We start from the raw sequence: 17997 nt of genomic DNA on the forward strand, positions 1-17997 counted from the left end.
GCTCTGACCTGCACAAACGCCCGCACCGGACGGATTGTCAGTGGTGGGACCTACCGTCGGAGGCATGACTGAGCAGGGGGTGCGCTGGACCGCGGAACAGGTGCTGTCACTGGCGCCTGACGCCGCGTCACGCACAGCGGGAGGCAAGCTCGGCACGGCCGGGCCGTGGTCCGAGGCCGGCAGCGGAGAGGGGACGGTGTGGGGGCTGTGCAAGGGCAGCGGCAGCAGGCCGTACCAGACGGTGGTCGATCTCGCCGACCCGGCCGGCCCGGCGTACAAGTGCAGTTGCCCGAGCCGTAAGTTCCCGTGCAAGCACGCGCTCGGACTGCTTCTGCTGTGGGCGGGCGGTGACGGCCCGGTGCCGGCGTCCGCCGAGCCGCCGGAGTGGGCCGAGCAGTGGCTGGCGGGCAGACGCAGACGCACCGAGGCCAAGCAGGCCAGTGGCGACGGGGGTTCGGGGGGCGGGTCGGCCGATCCGGAGGCGGCGCGGCGGCGGGCCGAGCGCCGGGCCGAGCGGGTCACCGCGGGCGCTACCGAGCTGGAGCAGCGCCTTGCTGACCTGCTGCGCGGCGGGCTGGCCGCGGCCGAGCAGGCGGGGTACGGCCTGTGGGACGAGACGGCGGCCCGCATGGTCGACGCGCAGGCGCCCGGACTCGCCGCGCGCGTGAGGGAGTTGGGTGCTATCCCGGCATCCGGTGCGGGCTGGCCGGGCCGGCTGCTGGAGGAGTGCGCCCTGCTGCACCTGCTCGACCAGGGCTGGTTGCGCCGCGCGCAGCTGTCGGACGCCCTCGCGGCCACGGTCCGCTCCCGGCTGGGCCTGCCCGCTGCGGCGGACGGCGCGCCGGTGCGCGACCGCTGGCTGGTCCTCGCCCAGTACGACACGGTGGACGCGAAACTGACGACCCGCCGGATATGGCTGCACGGCGCCGCCTCGGGCCACACCCGGCTGCTGCTCTCCTATGGCGCGGCCGGCCGGGCTCCGGAGCTGCACCTGTCGGTCGGATTGGCCCTGGACGCGGAGCTGTCCGCCTATCCGGGCAGCGGTCAGTCCCGCTCCGCGCTGGGTGAGCGGTTCGCCCCGCCCGCGCCGGCCGCGTTCCGCCCACCGGGCACGAGCACGGCCGAGGCGGCGGCCCGCTACGGCGCGGCCCTGCGTGACGACCCCTGGCTGGAGTCGGTCCCGGTGACGCTGGACCGGGTGATACCGGTCCCGGACGGCGACCTGTGGCAGCTGGCCGACGCCGACACGGACTCCGCCCTGCCGCTGACCCGGGCCGCCCGCTCCCGCCCCGGCCTGTGGCGGCTGGTCGCCCTGTCCGGCGGCGCCCCGCTCAAGGTCTTCGGCGAGTGCGGCCACCGCGGCTTCACCCCGCTCACGGCCTGGCCGGAGGGCCCGGGCGATCCGGTGCCCCTGTGCTGACCGCTCTGCCGCGAAGGGGCAGCACCGGCAGCCCTCGGACACACGCAGGGAAGACGACCGGTCTGCCCCCGAACGACAGCACCGGCACGCTTCGGACACGCACAAGGAAGGCGACCGCTCTGCCGCCGAACGAGCAGCACCGGAGCCTCCCCTCGGACACACACGGGAAGCGACCGCTCTACCCCGAACGACAGCACCTGCACCCTTCGGACACGCACAAGGAAGACGACCGCTCTACCGCCGAACGAGCAGCACCGGCACCCCGCGGACACGCGCAAGGAAGGGAACGCGATGAACGGGACGGACAGGACGACCTCGACCGACGTGGGGGCCACGGCCCCGGCGATCTCCTGGGACGACCTGGTCACCACCGCCCTCCTCGGTACCGACCGGCGCCCGGTGGCGTACGCCGGGGCGAGCCGGGAGGCGCCCCTGGCGCTGCTGGACGCGGCTGCCGTGGCGACCGTACGGCGGCGGGCCGGGCTGCGGCCCGCGCGAGCCGCACGCCGGCCCGAACCGGCGCCCGAGGACCCGCGCCCGGCCCTGCCCGCCGCGGCGGCCCGCAGGCTCGCCACGCTGCTCGCCGACCGTTCCGGCGGAGGATCAGGCGGCCGGCGGGGCAGCTCACCGGACCTCGTGGAGCTGCTCCCGCAGTGGCTCGCGGCGGCCAACGCACACGGGTACGCGGCGCCGCCGCAGGCGCTGCCCGCCCTGCTGGACGCGGCCCGGGGCCGTACGGACCTGCGCCCGGCGGCGCTGGCGTTCGCGGGCCCCCGGGCCCTGTGGCTGGCCCGGCTCAACCCGGACTGGCGCTTCGCGCTGCGCGCGTCCCCCGGCGGCGGCGCCACACTGCCCGGCCCCGAGGACCCCGAAGGGGTGCGCCTGCTGTGGCAGGAAGGGCTGTTCGCCGAGCGCGTGGCTCTATTGGGCGCGCTGCGCAGCCGTACGCCCGCGCTCGCCCGGGAACTGCTGGCCTCGACCTGGCCGACGGAGCGGGCGGAGGACCGGCTGATGTTCCTCGACTCGCTGCGCACCGGCCTGTCCGCCGCCGACGAGCCGTTCCTTGAGCAGGCGCTCGGCGACCGCAGCCGCAATGTGCGGGCGACGGCGGCCGAGTTGCTGTCGGCGCTGCCCGCGTCGGCGCTCGCCGCGCGCATGGCCGTACGGGCCCAGGCGTGTGTGGCCCTCGACCGCACCAGGCCGTCGCCGGCGATCGCGGTGGAAGCGCCGCTCGAGTGCGACTCCGGCATGGAGCGCGACGGTGTGGTGGCCACACCTCCCGCGGGCAGAGGGGAACGGTCATGGTGGCTGGGGCAGTTGGTGGAGGCGGCGCCGCTGAGCACGTGGCCGGTACGGCTCGGCGGGCGGACGGCGCGGGAGATCGTGGCGCTGCCGGTCGCGGACGGCTGGCAGGACGAGCTGCACGCGGCCTGGTGCCGGGCGGCGGTACGGCAGCGGGACACCGAGTGGTCGAGGGCGCTGCTGGGTTCGCCGTGGGCGCCGGAGGCCGGCGGGCCGGGCGCGGTGTCGCTGGCGGAGCGCGCGAAGCTGCTGGTGGCCCTGGAGCCGGAGGAACGGGCCGCGTGGGTGGCCGGGTTCATCGCCACGCACGGGCTGTCGGAGGCCTTCCAGCTGCTCGGGGTGTGCGCGGTGCCCTGGTCCGCTCCGCTGGGCCGCGCGGTGGTGGACGCGCTCAACATCGCGCGGGACGCGGGCAGTTACCCGTGGAGCTTCAGCGGGGTGATGGGTCTGGCCGAACGCTGCCTGGATCCCGCGGAGGTCGGCCGACTGGAGGCGCTGCTGGCGATACCCGACGAACGGGAGGACGCGGCGCCGGGCGCCGGCGGCTACTGGGCGGAGGCGTTCCAGCGGCTGGTGACCACCTTGCGGCTCAGGGCGGAGATGGCCGCCGAACTGGCACCGGCCGGCGCCGACGGCCCGCCCGAGGGCTGAGGACGGCGCCGTTCAGGCCGGGCGGGGTGCTCGGATCGACACCGCCGGGCACCTCGACCCCCGCTCACCGAACCACCGGCTCAACCGCCGCAGACATCCGCTCGACAGCCGGCAAAACCCGCTCAACCGCCCCAGGCACCCACTCAACCACCGGAAACACCCTCTGCACGCGGCCTGGCGCCGGGCTGCACGCGGCCTGGCACCGCGCGGCCCAGCGGAGCGCCCAGGGCACCCGCTCAACCGCCGCAGGAAGCCTCTCAGCCGCCGGAGGCAGCCGGCTGGCGTACGTTCTCCCGCACCCACTCCACGATCGACGTGGTCGTCGCGCCGGGCGTGAAGATCTCCGCGACGCCCTTCTCCTTCAGCGGCGGGATGTCCTCGTCCGGGATGATGCCGCCGCCGAAGACGAGGATGTCCTCGGCGTCGCGCTCCTTGAGCAGGTCGATCACCGCGGCGAACAGCGTGTTGTGCGCGCCGGACAGGATGGACAGGCCGATCGCGTCGGCGTCCTCCTGGATGGCGGTGTCCACGATCTGCTCCGGCGTCTGGTGGAGCCCGGTGTAGATGACCTCCATACCGGCGTCGCGCAGGGCACGCGCGATGACCTTGGCCCCGCGATCGTGGCCGTCGAGCCCCGGCTTGGCCACCACCACGCGGATCGGACCGGCTGCCACACCCATCACTGCCTCCATCAAACGACCACGGAAGCGATCGCTTCCGTCCGTAACGACAAGTACCGCACTTTTGGTGCGTTCCGCCACCCGTCGTCAAGTGAACGAACGTTATCTCCAGCATCCCGCAACCGGCAGTTTTACGGCGCGCAGCGAGGGGGAAATCACATGGTGGGACATGAGGGCACACGGGGGGCAGAGCCGTCCTCCGGCGTGCCGACAGGAGGTCGGCCCATGAAGGTCACCGGGGTACTGCCACTCTTCCTCCCGCTCTGCCGGCGCCTGTGGCCCGGCAGAATTGCTGGAATCTCCGTGGCGCTGCTGAAGGCGACCGCCCTGGAGGCCGCGATCCTGGCCGGCCATCTCCTGCTGTATCCGACCGGCCTCACCCAGGAGCGCCGCACCCCCGCCCTGCCGGCCCAGGACGGCACCGCCCAGCTGCCGGTCCGCTCGGGCCCGCCGGTGGTCCTGTTGCACGGTTTCATCGACAACCGCTCGGTGTTCGTGTTCCTGCGCCGCAACCTCGCCCAGCACGGCAGGCAGCGCGTGGTCTCGCTCAACTACTCCCCGCTGACCTGCGACATCCGCGCCGCCGCCGAGCTGCTCGGCCGGCATGTCGAGGAGATCTGCGAGCGCACCGGCAGCGACCGGGTGGACATCGTGGGGCACAGCCTCGGCGGGCTGATCGCGCGTTACTACGTGCAGTGTCTGGGCGGCGATCTGCGGGTGCGCACCCTGGTCACGCTGGGTACACCGCACTCGGGAACCAGCGCGGCGCCGTTGGCCAACGCCCATCCGATCGTGCGCCAGATGCGGCCCGGTTCGCAGGTCATCGAGGAGCTGGCCCGGCCCGCGCCCGGCTGCCGTACGCGGTTCGTGAGCTTTTGGAGCGACCTGGACTCCGTGATGGTGCCGCTGGAGACGGCCTGTCTGGAGCACCCCGATCTCGACGCGCAGAACGTCCGGGTGACCGGCATCGGGCATCTCGCCCTGCCCGTGCACCCCGCCGTCGCGGCCGGGATACGCGAGGCCCTCGAGACCGCGGCTCCAGGGGGCCGGATTGCCGACGGCCTGACGGTGGCGTGACGCGGCAACGGACGGCGACGGACGCGTGACGGACAGGTGACGAACAGTCACCAGGCGTCGAACAGTAATCGAACTCTCGGCCAAACTCGTGTCCAGCGCCCCCGAAACACCGCCGAATGCCCGTTTCCGGCGGGCGCGAAACCAGCTGAAGATTGTCGCGCCCAGGTACCGGCGGGTACAGTCGCCGCACTGCTCTGGCAGCCCCTGTTGTCGAGGCGAAAGAGAAGTTGGTGAACGACCGTCACCCGTCGGGGACCATGACCACCCCGGCCCCGGCTTCCGACGCCTCAGCCGCGCACTACGACACCCCGTACGGCACCCAGCAGCCCCCTTACGGAGACCACAGCACGTACGGCGGGTACGACGCCAGCGGTTTTCCCGGCGGCACGGGCACGTTCTCCACGGACCCGCTGTTCGGCAGCATGCCCGGCGAGCACACCACCGGCGCGTACGACAGCACCCAGTGGCAGACCGGTCAGGGCCTGAGTTACGACGACCCGTACGCGGCCCAGCAGCACGCCGCCTACGACACCGGCGGTTACGACACCACCGCCTGGACGGTGCCCGCGCAGGCGACGGGCAACGACATCAGCGGCCAGTGGGACGCGAGTGCCTGGCAGCAGCCCGGCCCGTCCGGCGTCGCCGAGCCGACCCAGCAGTGGGCGTGGGACACGCAGACCTTCGAGTCGGGCACGTACGACGCCACGCAGTGGAACTCCGACGGGCACGCCGTACCGGCCCAGCCCGAGAACGCTGCCGAACCGTTCGGCCTGCAGACCACCGCCGCTTACGACCAGGTCGGCGAGGCGCAGGCGACCGCGGCCTTCCCGCAGGCGCCGTACGAGGACGACACGCCGTACGAGGACACCGCCTTCGGCGAACAGCACTTCGTTGACGACGAGTCGGGCGCCACCGGTGAACTGCCCGCCGCGACCGCTCTGCTGGAGGACCAGGAGGAGGCCGGTGCGAAGCCGGCGCCCCGGGGCGGCTCGCGCGGCGCCGCGCGCTCCCGCCGTCGTACGCCCGCCAAGCGCTCGGCGCTGCTGACCGTCGCCGTGCCCTCGGCCTGTGTGATGGGGGTCGCCGGGATCGCCGCCGCCTCGGTCGGCGCGCTGAGCGACGGCGGCCAGGACACCACCGCCTCCGCCTCGGACGCGCACGCGGTCAAGCCGTCGGTCGCCAACAGCAAGCTGGACAGCCAGCTGACGACGCTGTCCGCGGGCGCCCACGACTTCGCCGACCGGGCGAGCCGGACGCAGGAGCGGATCGACCTGAAGAACCAGCAGGAGCTGGAGCAGAAGAAGGCCGCGGCGGCGGCCGCGCTCAAGGAGCGGCTGCGCCCCAAGTTCGTGCTGCCGGTCCTGCAGAAGGGGCTGAGCGCCTACTTCGGCCAGGCCGGTGTGAACTGGATGTCCGTGCACACGGGCATCGACTTCCCGGTCTCGTACGGCACCACGGTGATGGCCGCCACCGACGGCGTCGTCTCCACCAAGTGGAACAGCGCCTACGGCAACATGATGATCGTGACGGCGAAGGACGGCACGCAGACCTGGTACTGCCATCTGTCCAGCTACCGGGTCCCCGCCGGGACGTCCGTCAAGGCCGGCCAGCCGATCGCCTATTCCGGCAACTCCGGCAACTCCACCGGACCGCACCTGCACTTCGAGGTGCGGCCCGCGGGCGGGGCGGCCATCGACCCGCTGCCGTGGCTGCGCAGCCACGGCCTGGACCCGACCTGAGCGACCCGGCCCTGAATGCACGGCAGAGCCCCGCCCGACCGGCGGGGCTCACGCGTGTCTAGAGCTTCTCCACCGGCGCGTACCGCAGCAGCAGCCGCTTGGGCTTGGCGTCACCGAAGTCGATCGTCGCCTCCGCGTTCCCGCCCGTGCCCTTCACGGCGACGACCGTGCCGAGCCCGAACTGGTCGTGCGTGACCCGGTCGCCGACGGCCAGCGCGACCACCGGCTTCTCCGCGGTGCGCCGGGTGGCGAACCCGGACGCGCCCGACGCGGACGAACGCGAGCGGGACGAGGACAGCGAGGCCGCGATCCCGGCGGCCGGGCCGGAGGACACCGGCGCCGCCGCTCCCGTCCGTTTCCAGTCCACATGGGTGGCCGGGATCTCCTCCAGGAAGCGGGAGGGCGGGTTGTACGACGGCTGCCCCCAGGCGCTGCGCATCGCCGAGCGCGTGAGGTAGAGCCGCTCACGCGCGCGTGTGATGCCGACGTACGCCAGGCGGCGCTCCTCCTCCAGTTCCTTGGTCTGGCCGAGGGCGCGCATGTGCGGGAAGACGCCGTCCTCCATGCCGGTGAGGAAGACGACCGGGAACTCCAGGCCCTTGGCGGTGTGCAGGGTCATCAGCGTGATGACGCCGTCGCCCTCTTCGCCGTCCGGGATCTGGTCGGAGTCGGCCACCAGGGCGACCTGCTCCAGGAAGTCGGCGAGTGTGCCGGCCTCTCCCTCGCCGCGCTCCTGCTCGAACTCCAGGGCCACGGCCGCGAGTTCCTGGAGGTTCTCGATGCGGGTCTCGTCCTGCGGGTCGGTGGAGGCCTGCAACTCGGCGAGATAGCCGGTGCGTTCGAGGACGGCTTCCAGGACGGTCGCGGGACCGGCGCCGGACTCCACGATCGTGCGCAGGTCCTCCATGAGCGTGTTGAACCGCTTGACGGCGTTGGTGGAGCGCGCGGCCATGCCGTACGCCTCGTCCACGCGCTTGAGCGCCTGCGGGAAGCTGATCTTCTCGCGCTGGGCGAGGGCGTCGATCATCGCCTCGGCGCGCTCGCCGATGCCCCGCTTGGGCACGTTCAGGATCCGGCGCAGCGGCACCGAGTCCTCGGGGTTGGCGAGGACGCGCAGGTAGGCGAGGACGTCGCGGACCTCCTTGCGCTCGTAGAAGCGGACGCCGCCGACGACCTTGTAGGGCAGGCCGACGCGGATGAAGACCTCTTCGAAGACACGGGACTGGGCGTTGGTCCGGTAGAACACGGCCACGTCGCCCGACTTGGCCTCGCCCGCGTCGACCAGGCGGTCTATCTCGTCGGCGACGAACTGCGCCTCGTCGTGCTCGTTGTCGGCGACGTAGCCGGTGATGCGGGCGCCCTGGCCGGCGTTGGTCCACAGGTTCTTCGGGCGGCGGGACTCGTTGCGCTCGATGACCGCGTTGGCGGCGGACAGGATGGTCTGCGTGGAGCGGTAGTTCTGCTCCAGCAGGATCGTCGTCGCGTTCGGGTAGTCCTCCTCGAACTGGAGGATGTTGCGGATCGTCGCGCCGCGGAAGGCGTAGATCGACTGGTCCGCGTCACCGACGACGCACAGCTCGGCGGGCGGGAGGTCATGCTCGCCGGGCGGGGTGTCCTCGTCGTGTTCGCCCGTACCCACCAGCTCGCGGACGAGCGCGTACTGGGCGTGGTTGGTGTCCTGGTACTCGTCGACCAGGACGTGCCGGAAGCGGCGGCGGTAGTGCTCGGCGACGTCCGGAAAGGCGCGCAGCAGGTTGACCGTCGTCATGATCAGGTCGTCGAAGTCGAGCGCGTTGGCCTCGCGCAGCCGCGACTGGTAGAGCGCGTAGGCCTGGGCGAGGGTCTTCTCGAAGCCGTCGGTGGCCTGGGCGGCGAAGTCCTCCTCGTCGATCAGCTCGTTCTTCAGGTTGCTGATCTTCGCGCTGAACGACTTCGGCGGGAAGCGCTTGGGGTCGAGGTCCAGGTCGCGGCAGACCAGGGCCATCAGGCGCTTGCTGTCGGCGGCGTCGTAGATGGAGAAGCTGGAGGTGAAGCCGAGCTTCTTGCTCTCGCGGCGCAGGATGCGCACGCACGCGCTGTGGAAGGTCATCACCCACATCGCGTTCGCGCGCGGGCCGACGAGCTGCTCGACGCGCTCCTTCATCTCGCCCGCGGCCTTGTTGGTGAAGGTGATCGCGAGGATCTGACCCGGATGCACGTGCCGCTCGGCGAGCAGGTAGGCGATGCGGTGGGTCAGGACGCGGGTCTTGCCGGAGCCGGCGCCGGCGACGATGAGCAGCGGGGAGCCGGCGTGCACGACGGCGGCGCGCTGGTTGTCGTTCAGCCCCTGCAGCAGGGCCGCCGAGTCGAGGGCGGGGCGTGGGGCGCCGTCGCGGTAGTGGGTGTCCCGGTCCGGCGGCGCGTCGAACTTCCCGCCGAACAGATCGTCCGGAAGCGGCTCCGGAGCGTGATCGTCCTCGGGCGGCGGCGGGGGCTCCTCCTCGTGCCCGCGAGGGGCCTGGAGGTCCGCCAGGAAGCTGTCGTCAAAGAGGCTGCTCATCGCTCTACGAGTCTAGGGCGCGCCACCGACAACCGGTCGCCGTCCCGGAAAGACGACCGTCACAGGCGGCACGGCATGACCCTCACGCTGCGGAATCACCCGCTGACGGGGCGGTGATCCAGGCGTCGGATCACAAAAATGTATCGGACATATCACGCACCAACCTTCACACTAGTCACACGAGTTGGCTAGGTTGCCGTCAGGCCGCGTGCGCGGCCTCCGCCGAGTCCGGCGCGCCCCTCGGCGCGCGGAGCCGGGGACCCAACCGATCCCGGGGTGAATCGGCCGACTCCCGAGGGGACGACGCCGTAGGGCAACCCTTCCGAACCACCGCCCGAACCCGACAGCTAACCCGGTAGGCGGCCCATTGGAAGGAGTCGCCTCCCTTGGCGTCGCACCGCAAGCCGCGCCCCGGCGGGACCTCTGGCGCGGGCCTCCGCAGCCCCGCCCTCGCCACCGCAGCCCTCACCTCCATGGCCGTGTTCTCGCAGACCGCCGAGGCCGCTCCGAGAACCGATCACGCCAAGCCCAGCCTGGAGGAGGTCGAGAAGAAGGTCGACGACCTCTACCGCCAGGCGGAGTCGGCGACCGAGAAGTACAACGCGGCCAAGGAGCGCACCGGCAGACAGCGGGGACGTGTCGACGCCCTGCGCGACGAGCTCGCCCGGCGCACCGAGCGCCTCAACAAGGCGCGCGAGGAGCTGGGTTCCTTCGCCGCGGCCCAGTACCGCACCGGCACGGCCGCTCCCGGCACCGCCACCTTCCTGCTCGCGAACGACCCGCAGGAGTACTTCGACCAGAGCCAGCTGATGAACCGGCTGACCTCCCGGGAGAAGCGCGCGGTCGACGCCTACGTCGGCGAGCAGGCCGCGACCATGAAGGACCGGCGCCAAGCCTCCGAGAGCCTGCGAACGCTGGACGCATCGCAGCACGATCTGCGGACCGCCAAGGCCACCGTGCAGCGAAAACTGGCCTTCGCGCGCGAGCTGCTGTCCACGCTGACCGCCCAGGAGAAGGCTCGGCTGGCCGCCATCGAACGGCAGAAGCAGCAGGAGGCGGCGCACAGGGCGGCGGAGCTGGCGAAGCAGCAGGCGGCACGGCAGCAGGCCGCCGCGTCCTCGTCCACGGGGTCCGCTTCCGCGTCCACGGGGTCCGCTTCCGGCTCGGCCGGGTCCACGGTGTCCAGCTCGTACGACACGAAGGCCGAGAAGGCGCTCGCCTTCGCCCGTGCGCAGATCGGCAAGCCCTATGTGTGGGGCGCCACCGGCCCGGACTCCTACGACTGCTCGGGCCTCACCCAGGCCGCCTGGAAGGCCGCCGGCGTCACGCTTCCGCGCACCACGTACGACCAGGTCGACGCGGGCACCACGGTCTCGCTGGCCGACGCGCGGCCGGGCGACCTGATCTTCTTCTACGACGACATCAGCCACGTCGGCGTCTACATGGGCAACGGCATGATGATCCACGCCCCGAAGCCGGGCGCGTACGTCCGCGAGGAGTCCGTCTACTACGGCGGCGAGTCGATCATCCACAGCGTGGTCCGCCCCGGCTGACCGGGTTCACGCCCCGCGCGCGGGTACGGGCGCTTCCCGAACCTCACGCGCGCGTACGGGACATTTTCCGCACCCTGTGCGCGCGTGCGGTCATGGCCTGATCCCCACCCGCGCGGACGGGCATGACCGATCCCTGCGCGCGCGTGGGTGCTTTCGCCGCGATCCCCACGCGGGGATGGCCGGTGTTTTGACGTCCACGCGTGCGTGGCGGGTGTGTTCACGCACACGCGGTGCGTGGCGGGACCTGGCCAGGGCGGTTGCCGCGACGGGGTGAGCGTCAGGTCCACAGGACGGCGATGAAGATGTTCGCCATGGTCAGCGTGCCGACCAGCCCGAAGGTCCCCTTGTCGAGCTTCTCCTCGTCGCGCTTCACATAGACCAGTCCCAGGATCACGATCAGCAACGCCAGCTTGACGCCGATCTTGATGGTGTTGACGTGGTGGTCGTCGGCCTGGTTGAGACCGACCAGCGCCACGCCGGTGACCAGCATGGTCAGCGCCCCGTGCAGCATCCCGGGCACAAACCGGGCCGTGCCCTGGCCCATCGCCTTCATCTGAGTGAGGAAACCGCCGAGCAGCGCGGCGATGCCGATGATGTGCAGGCCGACGAAGAGATGGATGAGTGCGTCCATGGGCCGGAGCCTAGCCAGGGGCCCCGCAGCGTCCTGTCACCGGCCCCCGGCCCGAGTGACCGTACGCCGCATGGGCGATCTTGCATATATGCGCTCCATAGCACCCCACGCCTCCCGCCAGTCCCGCTTTCCGCGCTTCGGTCACCACGCTCCGTGAAGGCGACCGGCGCGGCACGGCGATGCGGTCACATACGGTCGCTCCCCGATCCGTCGGGACCAGTTCCGTACACCGCGTTACCAGCTCGTCACAGACAGGCCTAGCGTCCTGCTCCAGGTGACCGACTCCCCACCGCCGCCCGGGCCAGGGGCGGCCGTCGGCCACCACCGCCGAGAAGGGTCCGGCGGTGGCCCACTCCCCCTGTGCGGGCCGCCGCCGGACACACGGTCCCCTCGGTCCTGCGAGTCGTATGGAAGGACGTGACGGTCCAGGTGGCAGCGCACCGCAAGCCCCGGCAACGCTCGATCGGCGGCCATACGGCCCGGACGGCCGCCACCCTCGCCCTGGCCGGCGCGGCCACCGCGACGGGGTTCGACGGCACCGGACACGCCGAGCCGCAGCTGACGCCGGCACAGGTGAAGGCCAAGGTCGACAAGCTGTACCAGGAGGCGGAGGCCGCGACCGAGAAGTACGACGGCGCCAAGGAGCAGGCGGACAGCGCGCAGCGGCGGCTGAACGCGCTGCGCGACGAGACCGCGCGCAAGCAGCAGAAGCTCAACACGGCCCGGGACGCACTCGGTTCCATTGCGGCGGCGCAGTACCGCGAGGGCGGATTCGCCCCGGCCTGGCAGCTGGCCCTGTCCGGCGACCCCGACCGGTACCTGGACGACGCCGCGTTCGCGGAGCGGGCCGGTGACCGCGAGTCCGCCGCCGTGTCCCGGGTGCGCGAACAGCTGCGGGAGATCGAGCAGTTGCGCGGCGCCGCCCGCGTCGAGCTGACGTCGCTGCGGTCCCGGCAGGCCGAACTGCGGCTGCAGAAGAAGACCGTCACCGGCAAGCTGACGGAGGCCCGGCGGCTGCTGGCACGGCTCACTCCGCGGGAGCGTACCGAGGTCGCCGGCGCCGGCGGCACCGGGCCCGGGCGCGCCTCCCGCTCGGCCTCGGACGCCCGGGCCGCACTGGAACAGGCCGGGTCGGCTTCGGCCCCGAACGCGCGCGCCGCCGAGGCCATCGCCTACGCCTACGCCAAGCTCGGCAGCCCCTATGTGTGGGGCGCGGCCGGCCCGAACGCCTTCGACTGCTCGGGCCTGGTCCAGGCCGCCTACCGCTCCGCCGGCATCTCCCTGCCCCGCACCACCTACGCCCAGATCAACGCGGGCCGGCGCGTCACCCGCTCCGAACTCCGGCCGGGTGACCTGGTGTTCTACTACTCCGGGGTCAGCCACGTCGGCATCTATGTGGGCGACGGGCAGATCATCCACGCCCCGAACCCCTCGGCTCCGGTCCGGCTGGCCCCGGTCGACCTGATGCCGTTCGCGGGGGCGACCCGGGTGGCCTGAGGGCCGACCCCGTAGGGGCCCGACGAGGTCAGACCAGCCGGCGGGCCGTCGCCCAGCGGGTCAGCTCGTGCCGGTTGGACAGCTGGAGCTTGCGCAGCACCGCCGAGACATGGGACTCGACCGTCTTCACCGAGATGAACAGCTGCTTGGCGATCTCCTTGTAGGCGTAGCCACGGGCGATCAGCCGCAGCACCTCCCGCTCGCGCTGGGTGAGGCGGTCCAGGTCCTCGTCCACGGGCGGGGCGTCGGTGGAGGCGAAGGCGTCCAGGACGAACCCGGCCAGCCGCGGGGAGAAGACGGCGTCGCCCTCCTGCACACGGAAGATGGAGTCGACCAGGTCGGTACCGGTGATGGTCTTGGTGACATAGCCGCGGGCGCCGCCGCGGATCACCCCGATCACGTCCTCCGCCGCGTCCGACACCGACAGCGCGAGAAAGCGGACCGGCCGCTCGGCGTCCGCCATCAACGGCGCGCACCGGCGCAGCACTTCGACCCCGCCGCCGCCCGGCAGATGGACGTCGAGGAGGACCACCTCGGGCCGGGTCGCGGTGATGACCGTGACCGCCTGGTCGACGTCCGCGGCCTCCCCGACCACCTCGACGCCGGTCTCCGCGGTCTGCCCGATCTCGGCCTGGACGCCGGTGCGGAACATCCGGTGGTCGTCCACCAGCACCACCCGCACGTGCCGTCCGCCCGCGCCGCCGTCGGCAGCCCCGGTCCCGGGCGCCTCGGGGGCTCCCGCCGTGCCGTTCGCCTCGGTCGCGTCGCTCATGACGTCTTCTCCGCCCTCTCCATCTCCAGCTCGACCTCCGTGCCGCCGCCCGGCACCGGCCGCAGCCGGGCCGTGCCGCCGTTGCGCTCCATGCGGCCGATGATCGATTCTCTGACGCCCATGCGGTCGGCGGGTATCGAGTCGAGGTCGAAACCGGGACCCCGGTCGCGCACGGACACGAAGACCGTCCTCCCCTCGACTTCGGCATACACCTGTACGGCGCCGCCCTCGCCACCGTACTTGGCGGCGTTCACCATCGCCTCGCGCGCCGCCTGCATCTGCGCGCCGGTCCTCTCGTCCAGCGGGCAGTCGCCGACCACGACGACCTCGATGGGCACGCCGTGCTTGTCCTCCACCTCGGCGGCGTTGCGCCGCACCGCCTCGGCGACCGTGTCCGGCTCGTCGGCCTCGTCCTTGCCGGTGCCCTCCGGCTTGTACAGCCAGGTGCGCAGATCGCGCTCCTGGGCGCGGGCGAGGCGGCGCACCTCGTTGGCGTTGTCGGCGTTGCGCTGTATCAGGGTCAGGGTGTGCAGCACCGAGTCGTGCACATGCGCGGCGACCTCCGCGCGCTCCTGGGCGCGGATGCGCATCAGGCGTTCCTCGGAGAGGTCCTGGGTCATCCGGACCAGATACGGGCCGGCGAGCAGGGTGATGCCGACGAGGACGGCGAGCGCGGCCTGGAGGACGGCGCCGAGATGGGCGGCCGAGCCCTGGAGCCAGAACACGGCGGAGACACCGGCCGTGACGAGGACGACGCCGGCGGCCGCGCGGACCAGGGTGAGGGTGCGCCGCCGTCGGCCGACCTCGACCCAGCGGGCCCGGCGGGCGTTGTCCGCCTGACGCCAGACGAGGGCGACACCGGCCGCCACGAGGACGGCGGGCAGCAGATACGCCTTGGCCGCGCTGGTCAGGTTCACGCTGCCCACGAACACGATGGACACGATGACCATGAGCAGCAGCGCGACGATCTGCCCGCGGTCCGGCTTGCGGGCCACGAGTCTGCGCCGTCCGCCGGGCACGGCGTCTGCGGTTGTCGGCGGCTTGTGGGCGCCGACGCCGCCGACGCCGAGCGGGACGAAGAACCAGAACGCCGCATACAGCAGGGCGCCGAGGCCGTTGGCCATGAACAGGCCGACGAAGGCGAGCCGCACCCAGATCACGGGCAGTCCGAGATGCCCGGCGAGGCCCCGCGCCACTCCGCCGAGCCAGCGTCCGTCGCTGCTGCGGTAGAGCTTGCGCGGCGGCCGCGGGTCGTCGACTGGGAGGCTTGCGGCTTCCGGCATGCCAACGATGGTCACATGCCCGGCGGGGCCAGGCATCAGGGTCGGCCCCTAGACGCCCCTGATCTTCCTCGGGGCCGGGTCGGGGCACGTCCGAAGAGGCGACCGGGCGCCGCTCGAACGGTTCCCCGGACCGTCTCGGGGCCGATTTCAGGGTTCGCCCAGGGTCGTCCCGACTGCCGCGGCGGCACCGGGCCCGTCACCATGGACGCATGACGGATCACGAGCACGCCGCGACGGGTCCGGGACCCGGCTCCGGCCCGCGCCCGGCCCCGGGCACCGGACCGACGGATGCCGCGTCCGCCGCGACGAGGACATCGGGAGCGGCCGGCGCCGGCGCCCGGCAGCGCACCGACGCACCGCAGCAGGACAAGGACCAGGACCAGGACCAGGACCAGGAGCGAACCGCGGCCGACGCGCCCGGGCGGTTCCGGCGTGACCACCGGCACAAGATGATCGCGGGCGTGTGTGCGGGCCTCGGCCGGCACACCGACATGGACCCGGTGATCTTCCGGATCACTCTGGCCGTGCTCTCCGCGACCGGTGGCATCGGCCTCATCTTCTACGGCTTCGCCTGGCTGCTGGTGCCGTACGAGGACGAGGAGGAGAACGAGGTCCGCAAGCTGCTGACCGGCCGGGTCGACGGCCAGGCGCTCGCCGCCGTGCTGTTCGCCCTGGTCGGCTGCGGAATCTTCCTGACCATGCTGAGAAACGGCGGCGTGCTGGCCTTCGCCGTGGTGCTCTCCCTGCTGCTGGCGGCCGCCGGGTACTGGTCGCGGCGCCGCGGCGCCCCCGACCCCGACCCGCTCGCCGCCCAGGCCGCCGCCGACGCACCGCCGGAGGCGCAGGCGCCGCCGGTCGTCGACATCTATCCCTCCTGGTGGCGGGACCCGATCGTCAAGGACGGCACGCATGTCGGCGGCACCGGCTATCTGTGGGGGCCCGGCGACGCCCACGCCAGGGATGTCACCTCCGTGCTCGACGTCGGCATCGCCACCCCCTGGACGCACCACGGCCACCAGGGCTCCATACAGCCGCGGCCCCCGGCGCCCCCGAGACCGCGCGGCCCGCGCTGGACAGGCGGCTGGGTGTTCCTGCTCGCCCTGGTGGCGGGCGGCCTGGGCACCGGGCTGACCTGGGACACGCACCCGCTGGGCACCAGCCTGCAGACCGGCCTGGCGTGCGCGCTGGCGGTGTTCGGCCTGGGCCTCGTGGTCAGCGCGTTCCTGGGACGTACGGGAGCCGGGACGGTGTTCCTGGCGATCGTCACAGCGGCCCTGCTCGCCGGGACGGCGGCCCTGCCGAAGGACATCACCACCCACTGGAGAGACACCTCCTGGGGCCCCTCCGCGGCGGCGCAGGTGCGGCCGGCGTACGACCTAGGCACCGGCCGCGGGACGCTGGACCTGAGCCGGGTGCGTCCGGGCAGGGGCCGGACGGTCGCGACGGACGCCCATGTGGGCGCCGGGCAGTTGAAGGTGGTCGTGCCGGCGGACGCGACCGTGCGGATGACCATCGAGGTGGGTGTCGGCGACATCCGGTTGCCGGGGGACAACAGGAAGGACGTGGACGTGCAGCCGCACAGGCTCAGGAACGTGACGCTGACGCCGGCCAAGGGCGCCAAGGACACCGGCACGCTGGACCTCACGCTCAAGGTCGGTCTGGGACAGGTGGAGGTCAGCCGTGCTGCGTCATGAGTTCCAGCCCGGGAAGCTGGTCGCCGGGCTCTTCCTCACCGCCACCGGCGTGGTCTACGCGGGGGACGCGGGCGGCCTGTGGGAGACGCCGTGGTTCGCGGTGGTTCCGCTGGTCGTGGGCGGCCTGTTCCTCGCCGGTGCCACGGCGGCGGTGGCCCGGGGCATACGCAGACGGGGCGACACCGAGAGCGGCTAGGCGCCCGGCCAGAGGTGCGGGGTGCGAACTGCGGGGTGCGAGGTGCTGTGCGAGTTGCGGGGGGGCAGGATACGGCCCACGGGCGCGCGCTCTGCCCCGCGGGCCGTATCCCGCCCGACCCCCCGCGGGCCGCTCCCGCCGGCGACCCCGGCGAGCAGGCCATGGGCCCGGCGCTGGGATGGGCGGGCGGCGTGTCCGGTGGCGGAGCGACTGGGCCGGGGCGGCAGGCCGTCGGCTGTCAGTAGCCGCCCAGATGCCGTCGGCGGCGGGCGCGCCAGGCCGCGTCCACGGAGAAATAGGGGGCACCGGCGAGGATCAGGGGGATCCAGGCCATGAAATAGATGAGGTCGTTGCCGTAGTAGTAGGGGGTCGTCGCCCAGCTGACCGTCATCCACAGGCTGAACGAGATCAGCGCGCCGCCGAGCGCGGACAGCCGGCCGAGCAGACCGAGCAGCGTGCCGATGCCGACGACCAGTTCACCGAGGGCGATGGCGTAGCCGAAGCCGACCGGGGCCTTCAGGGCCAGGTCGACCAGGGCCGGGATGGCGGCGGAGTCGCGAGCCGAGCGCATGGTCTCGCCGATGGACCCGGCACCGCCGGACTTCAGGAAGGAGCTGCTGGTGAGTTTGTCCAGGCTGGCGTAGATGAAGGTGACGCCGAGGAAGATCCGCAGCGGAAGGAGGGCGTAGTGGGCGGCCGTGTCCCGCACGCCGCGGCCGTTCAGCCGGTCCATGTGTGTGTCCGTCCGCATACCGTGAGTCATCGTCGCCCGCCGCCTCTCGCCCGCCGTCCCGCCCCTCACTTGACCATACGTACGACGACGCGGCGCAGTTCAATCCGAACCCGGGCGTTTTTCCGGATATCGGCTCCTCAGAAGAAGGGGCCGAAGGGAGAAGGGAGGTATCGGACACCGCTTCCGCCCCGCCACTCACCTCGCCCTCCCCGTCAGCCCGTCACTCCGTC

The 17997-nt window shown here is 72.5% G+C and carries 14 protein-coding genes and 1 riboswitch; of the genes, 8 read left to right on the top strand and 6 right to left on the bottom strand.

What is annotated here, in order from left to right:
* Positions 1 to 64 precede the first annotated feature (64 nt).
* Positions 65 to 1420 (top strand): SWIM zinc finger family protein, encoded by a 1356-nt coding sequence (locus AB0950_RS02345; RefSeq protein WP_366777607.1) that lies wholly within the window; start codon positions 65 to 67, stop codon positions 1418 to 1420.
* A 291-nt stretch (positions 1421 to 1711) separates the two neighbouring features.
* Positions 1712 to 3373 carry a DUF5691 domain-containing protein gene (locus tag AB0950_RS02350; protein ID WP_366777608.1) on the top strand — a complete coding sequence of 554 codons (1662 nt, stop codon included), beginning with the start codon at positions 1712 to 1714 and terminating at the stop codon, positions 3371 to 3373.
* A gap of 257 nt (positions 3374 to 3630) precedes the next feature.
* On the opposite strand, the gene AB0950_RS02355 is transcribed toward AB0950_RS02350, so the two are convergent.
* Entirely contained in the window at positions 3631 to 4053 is a 423-nt protein-coding gene (locus tag AB0950_RS02355) for a cobalamin B12-binding domain-containing protein (protein WP_360149362.1), read from the bottom strand.
* Between the two features lie 225 nt (positions 4054 to 4278).
* On the opposite strand from AB0950_RS02355, the gene AB0950_RS02360 reads away from it, so the two are divergent.
* The gene (locus tag AB0950_RS02360) at positions 4279 to 5130 is read left to right on the top strand and encodes an alpha/beta fold hydrolase (RefSeq protein WP_366777609.1); all 852 of its coding nucleotides are present in this window, start codon (positions 4279 to 4281) and stop codon (positions 5128 to 5130) included.
* A gap of 230 nt (positions 5131 to 5360) precedes the next feature.
* Entirely contained in the window at positions 5361 to 6869 is a 1509-nt protein-coding gene (locus AB0950_RS02365; RefSeq protein WP_366777610.1) for a peptidoglycan DD-metalloendopeptidase family protein, read from the top strand.
* 58 nt (positions 6870 to 6927) lie between these two features.
* Here the strand turns inward: AB0950_RS02365 and pcrA are convergent, their stop codons facing one another.
* A complete protein-coding gene (gene pcrA, locus AB0950_RS02370) occupies positions 6928 to 9408 on the bottom strand; it encodes a DNA helicase PcrA (RefSeq protein WP_366777611.1) in 2481 nt (826 codons plus the stop codon).
* 210 nt (positions 9409 to 9618) lie between these two features.
* A riboswitch (cyclic di-AMP (ydaO/yuaA leader) is annotated at positions 9619 to 9787 on the top strand.
* Positions 9788 to 9794: 7 nt separating this feature from the next.
* On the opposite strand from pcrA, the gene AB0950_RS02375 reads away from it, so the two are divergent.
* Positions 9795 to 10961, top strand: a complete 1167-nt coding sequence (locus AB0950_RS02375; protein WP_366777612.1) for an NlpC/P60 family protein — start codon at positions 9795 to 9797, stop codon at positions 10959 to 10961.
* Between the two features lie 277 nt (positions 10962 to 11238).
* On the opposite strand, the gene AB0950_RS02380 is transcribed toward AB0950_RS02375, so the two are convergent.
* Positions 11239 to 11592, bottom strand: coding sequence for a hypothetical protein (locus tag AB0950_RS02380; RefSeq protein WP_366777613.1), 354 nt, complete (start codon positions 11590 to 11592; stop codon positions 11239 to 11241).
* Positions 11593 to 12021: 429 nt separating this feature from the next.
* On the opposite strand from AB0950_RS02380, the gene AB0950_RS02385 reads away from it, so the two are divergent.
* Entirely contained in the window at positions 12022 to 13089 is a 1068-nt protein-coding gene (locus AB0950_RS02385; RefSeq protein WP_366777671.1) for an NlpC/P60 family protein, read from the top strand.
* 28 nt (positions 13090 to 13117) lie between these two features.
* On the opposite strand, the gene AB0950_RS02390 is transcribed toward AB0950_RS02385, so the two are convergent.
* Together AB0950_RS02390 and AB0950_RS02395 are read right to left on the bottom strand one after the other, a co-directional pair.
* Positions 13118 to 13861, bottom strand: a complete 744-nt coding sequence (locus tag AB0950_RS02390) for a response regulator transcription factor (protein WP_360149410.1) — start codon at positions 13859 to 13861, stop codon at positions 13118 to 13120.
* Positions 13858 to 15144 (bottom strand): PspC domain-containing protein, encoded by a 1287-nt coding sequence (locus AB0950_RS02395; protein WP_360149413.1) that lies wholly within the window; start codon positions 15142 to 15144, stop codon positions 13858 to 13860. The genes AB0950_RS02390 and AB0950_RS02395 overlap by 4 nt, the downstream gene beginning before the upstream one ends.
* A gap of 209 nt (positions 15145 to 15353) precedes the next feature.
* On the opposite strand from AB0950_RS02395, the gene AB0950_RS02400 reads away from it, so the two are divergent.
* Positions 15354 to 16838 (top strand): PspC domain-containing protein, encoded by a 1485-nt coding sequence (locus AB0950_RS02400; protein WP_366777614.1) that lies wholly within the window; start codon positions 15354 to 15356, stop codon positions 16836 to 16838.
* Positions 16825 to 17034 (top strand): hypothetical protein, encoded by a 210-nt coding sequence (locus tag AB0950_RS02405; RefSeq protein WP_360149419.1) that lies wholly within the window; start codon positions 16825 to 16827, stop codon positions 17032 to 17034. The genes AB0950_RS02400 and AB0950_RS02405 overlap by 14 nt, the downstream gene beginning before the upstream one ends.
* 238 nt (positions 17035 to 17272) lie before the next feature.
* On the opposite strand, the gene AB0950_RS02410 is transcribed toward AB0950_RS02405, so the two are convergent.
* Positions 17273 to 17797 (bottom strand): DoxX family membrane protein, encoded by a 525-nt coding sequence (locus AB0950_RS02410; protein ID WP_360149422.1) that lies wholly within the window; start codon positions 17795 to 17797, stop codon positions 17273 to 17275.
* Between the last annotated feature and the right edge of the window lie 200 nt (positions 17798 to 17997).

The organism is Streptomyces sp. NPDC007189 (assembly GCF_040703635.1).
Lineage (GTDB): Bacteria > Actinomycetota > Actinomycetes > Streptomycetales > Streptomycetaceae > Streptomyces.

Coding starts and splice junctions, on each gene's coding strand:
- AB0950_RS02410 (WP_360149422.1), bottom strand. CDS start 17,797: ATGACTCACGGTATGCGGACGGACACACACATGGACCGGCTGAACGGC.
- AB0950_RS02345 (WP_366777607.1), top strand. CDS start 65: ATGACTGAGCAGGGGGTGCGCTGGACCGCGGAACAGGTGCTGTCACTG.
- AB0950_RS02360 (WP_366777609.1), top strand. CDS start 4,279: ATGAAGGTCACCGGGGTACTGCCACTCTTCCTCCCGCTCTGCCGGCGC.
- AB0950_RS02395 (WP_360149413.1), bottom strand. CDS start 15,144: ATGCCGGAAGCCGCAAGCCTCCCAGTCGACGACCCGCGGCCGCCGCGC.
- AB0950_RS02400 (WP_366777614.1), top strand. CDS start 15,354: ATGACGGATCACGAGCACGCCGCGACGGGTCCGGGACCCGGCTCCGGC.
- AB0950_RS02380 (WP_366777613.1), bottom strand. CDS start 11,592: ATGGACGCACTCATCCATCTCTTCGTCGGCCTGCACATCATCGGCATC.
- pcrA (WP_366777611.1), bottom strand. CDS start 9,408: ATGAGCAGCCTCTTTGACGACAGCTTCCTGGCGGACCTCCAGGCCCCT.
- AB0950_RS02355 (WP_360149362.1), bottom strand. CDS start 4,053: ATGGGTGTGGCAGCCGGTCCGATCCGCGTGGTGGTGGCCAAGCCGGGG.
- AB0950_RS02390 (WP_360149410.1), bottom strand. CDS start 13,861: ATGAGCGACGCGACCGAGGCGAACGGCACGGCGGGAGCCCCCGAGGCG.
- AB0950_RS02350 (WP_366777608.1), top strand. CDS start 1,712: ATGAACGGGACGGACAGGACGACCTCGACCGACGTGGGGGCCACGGCC.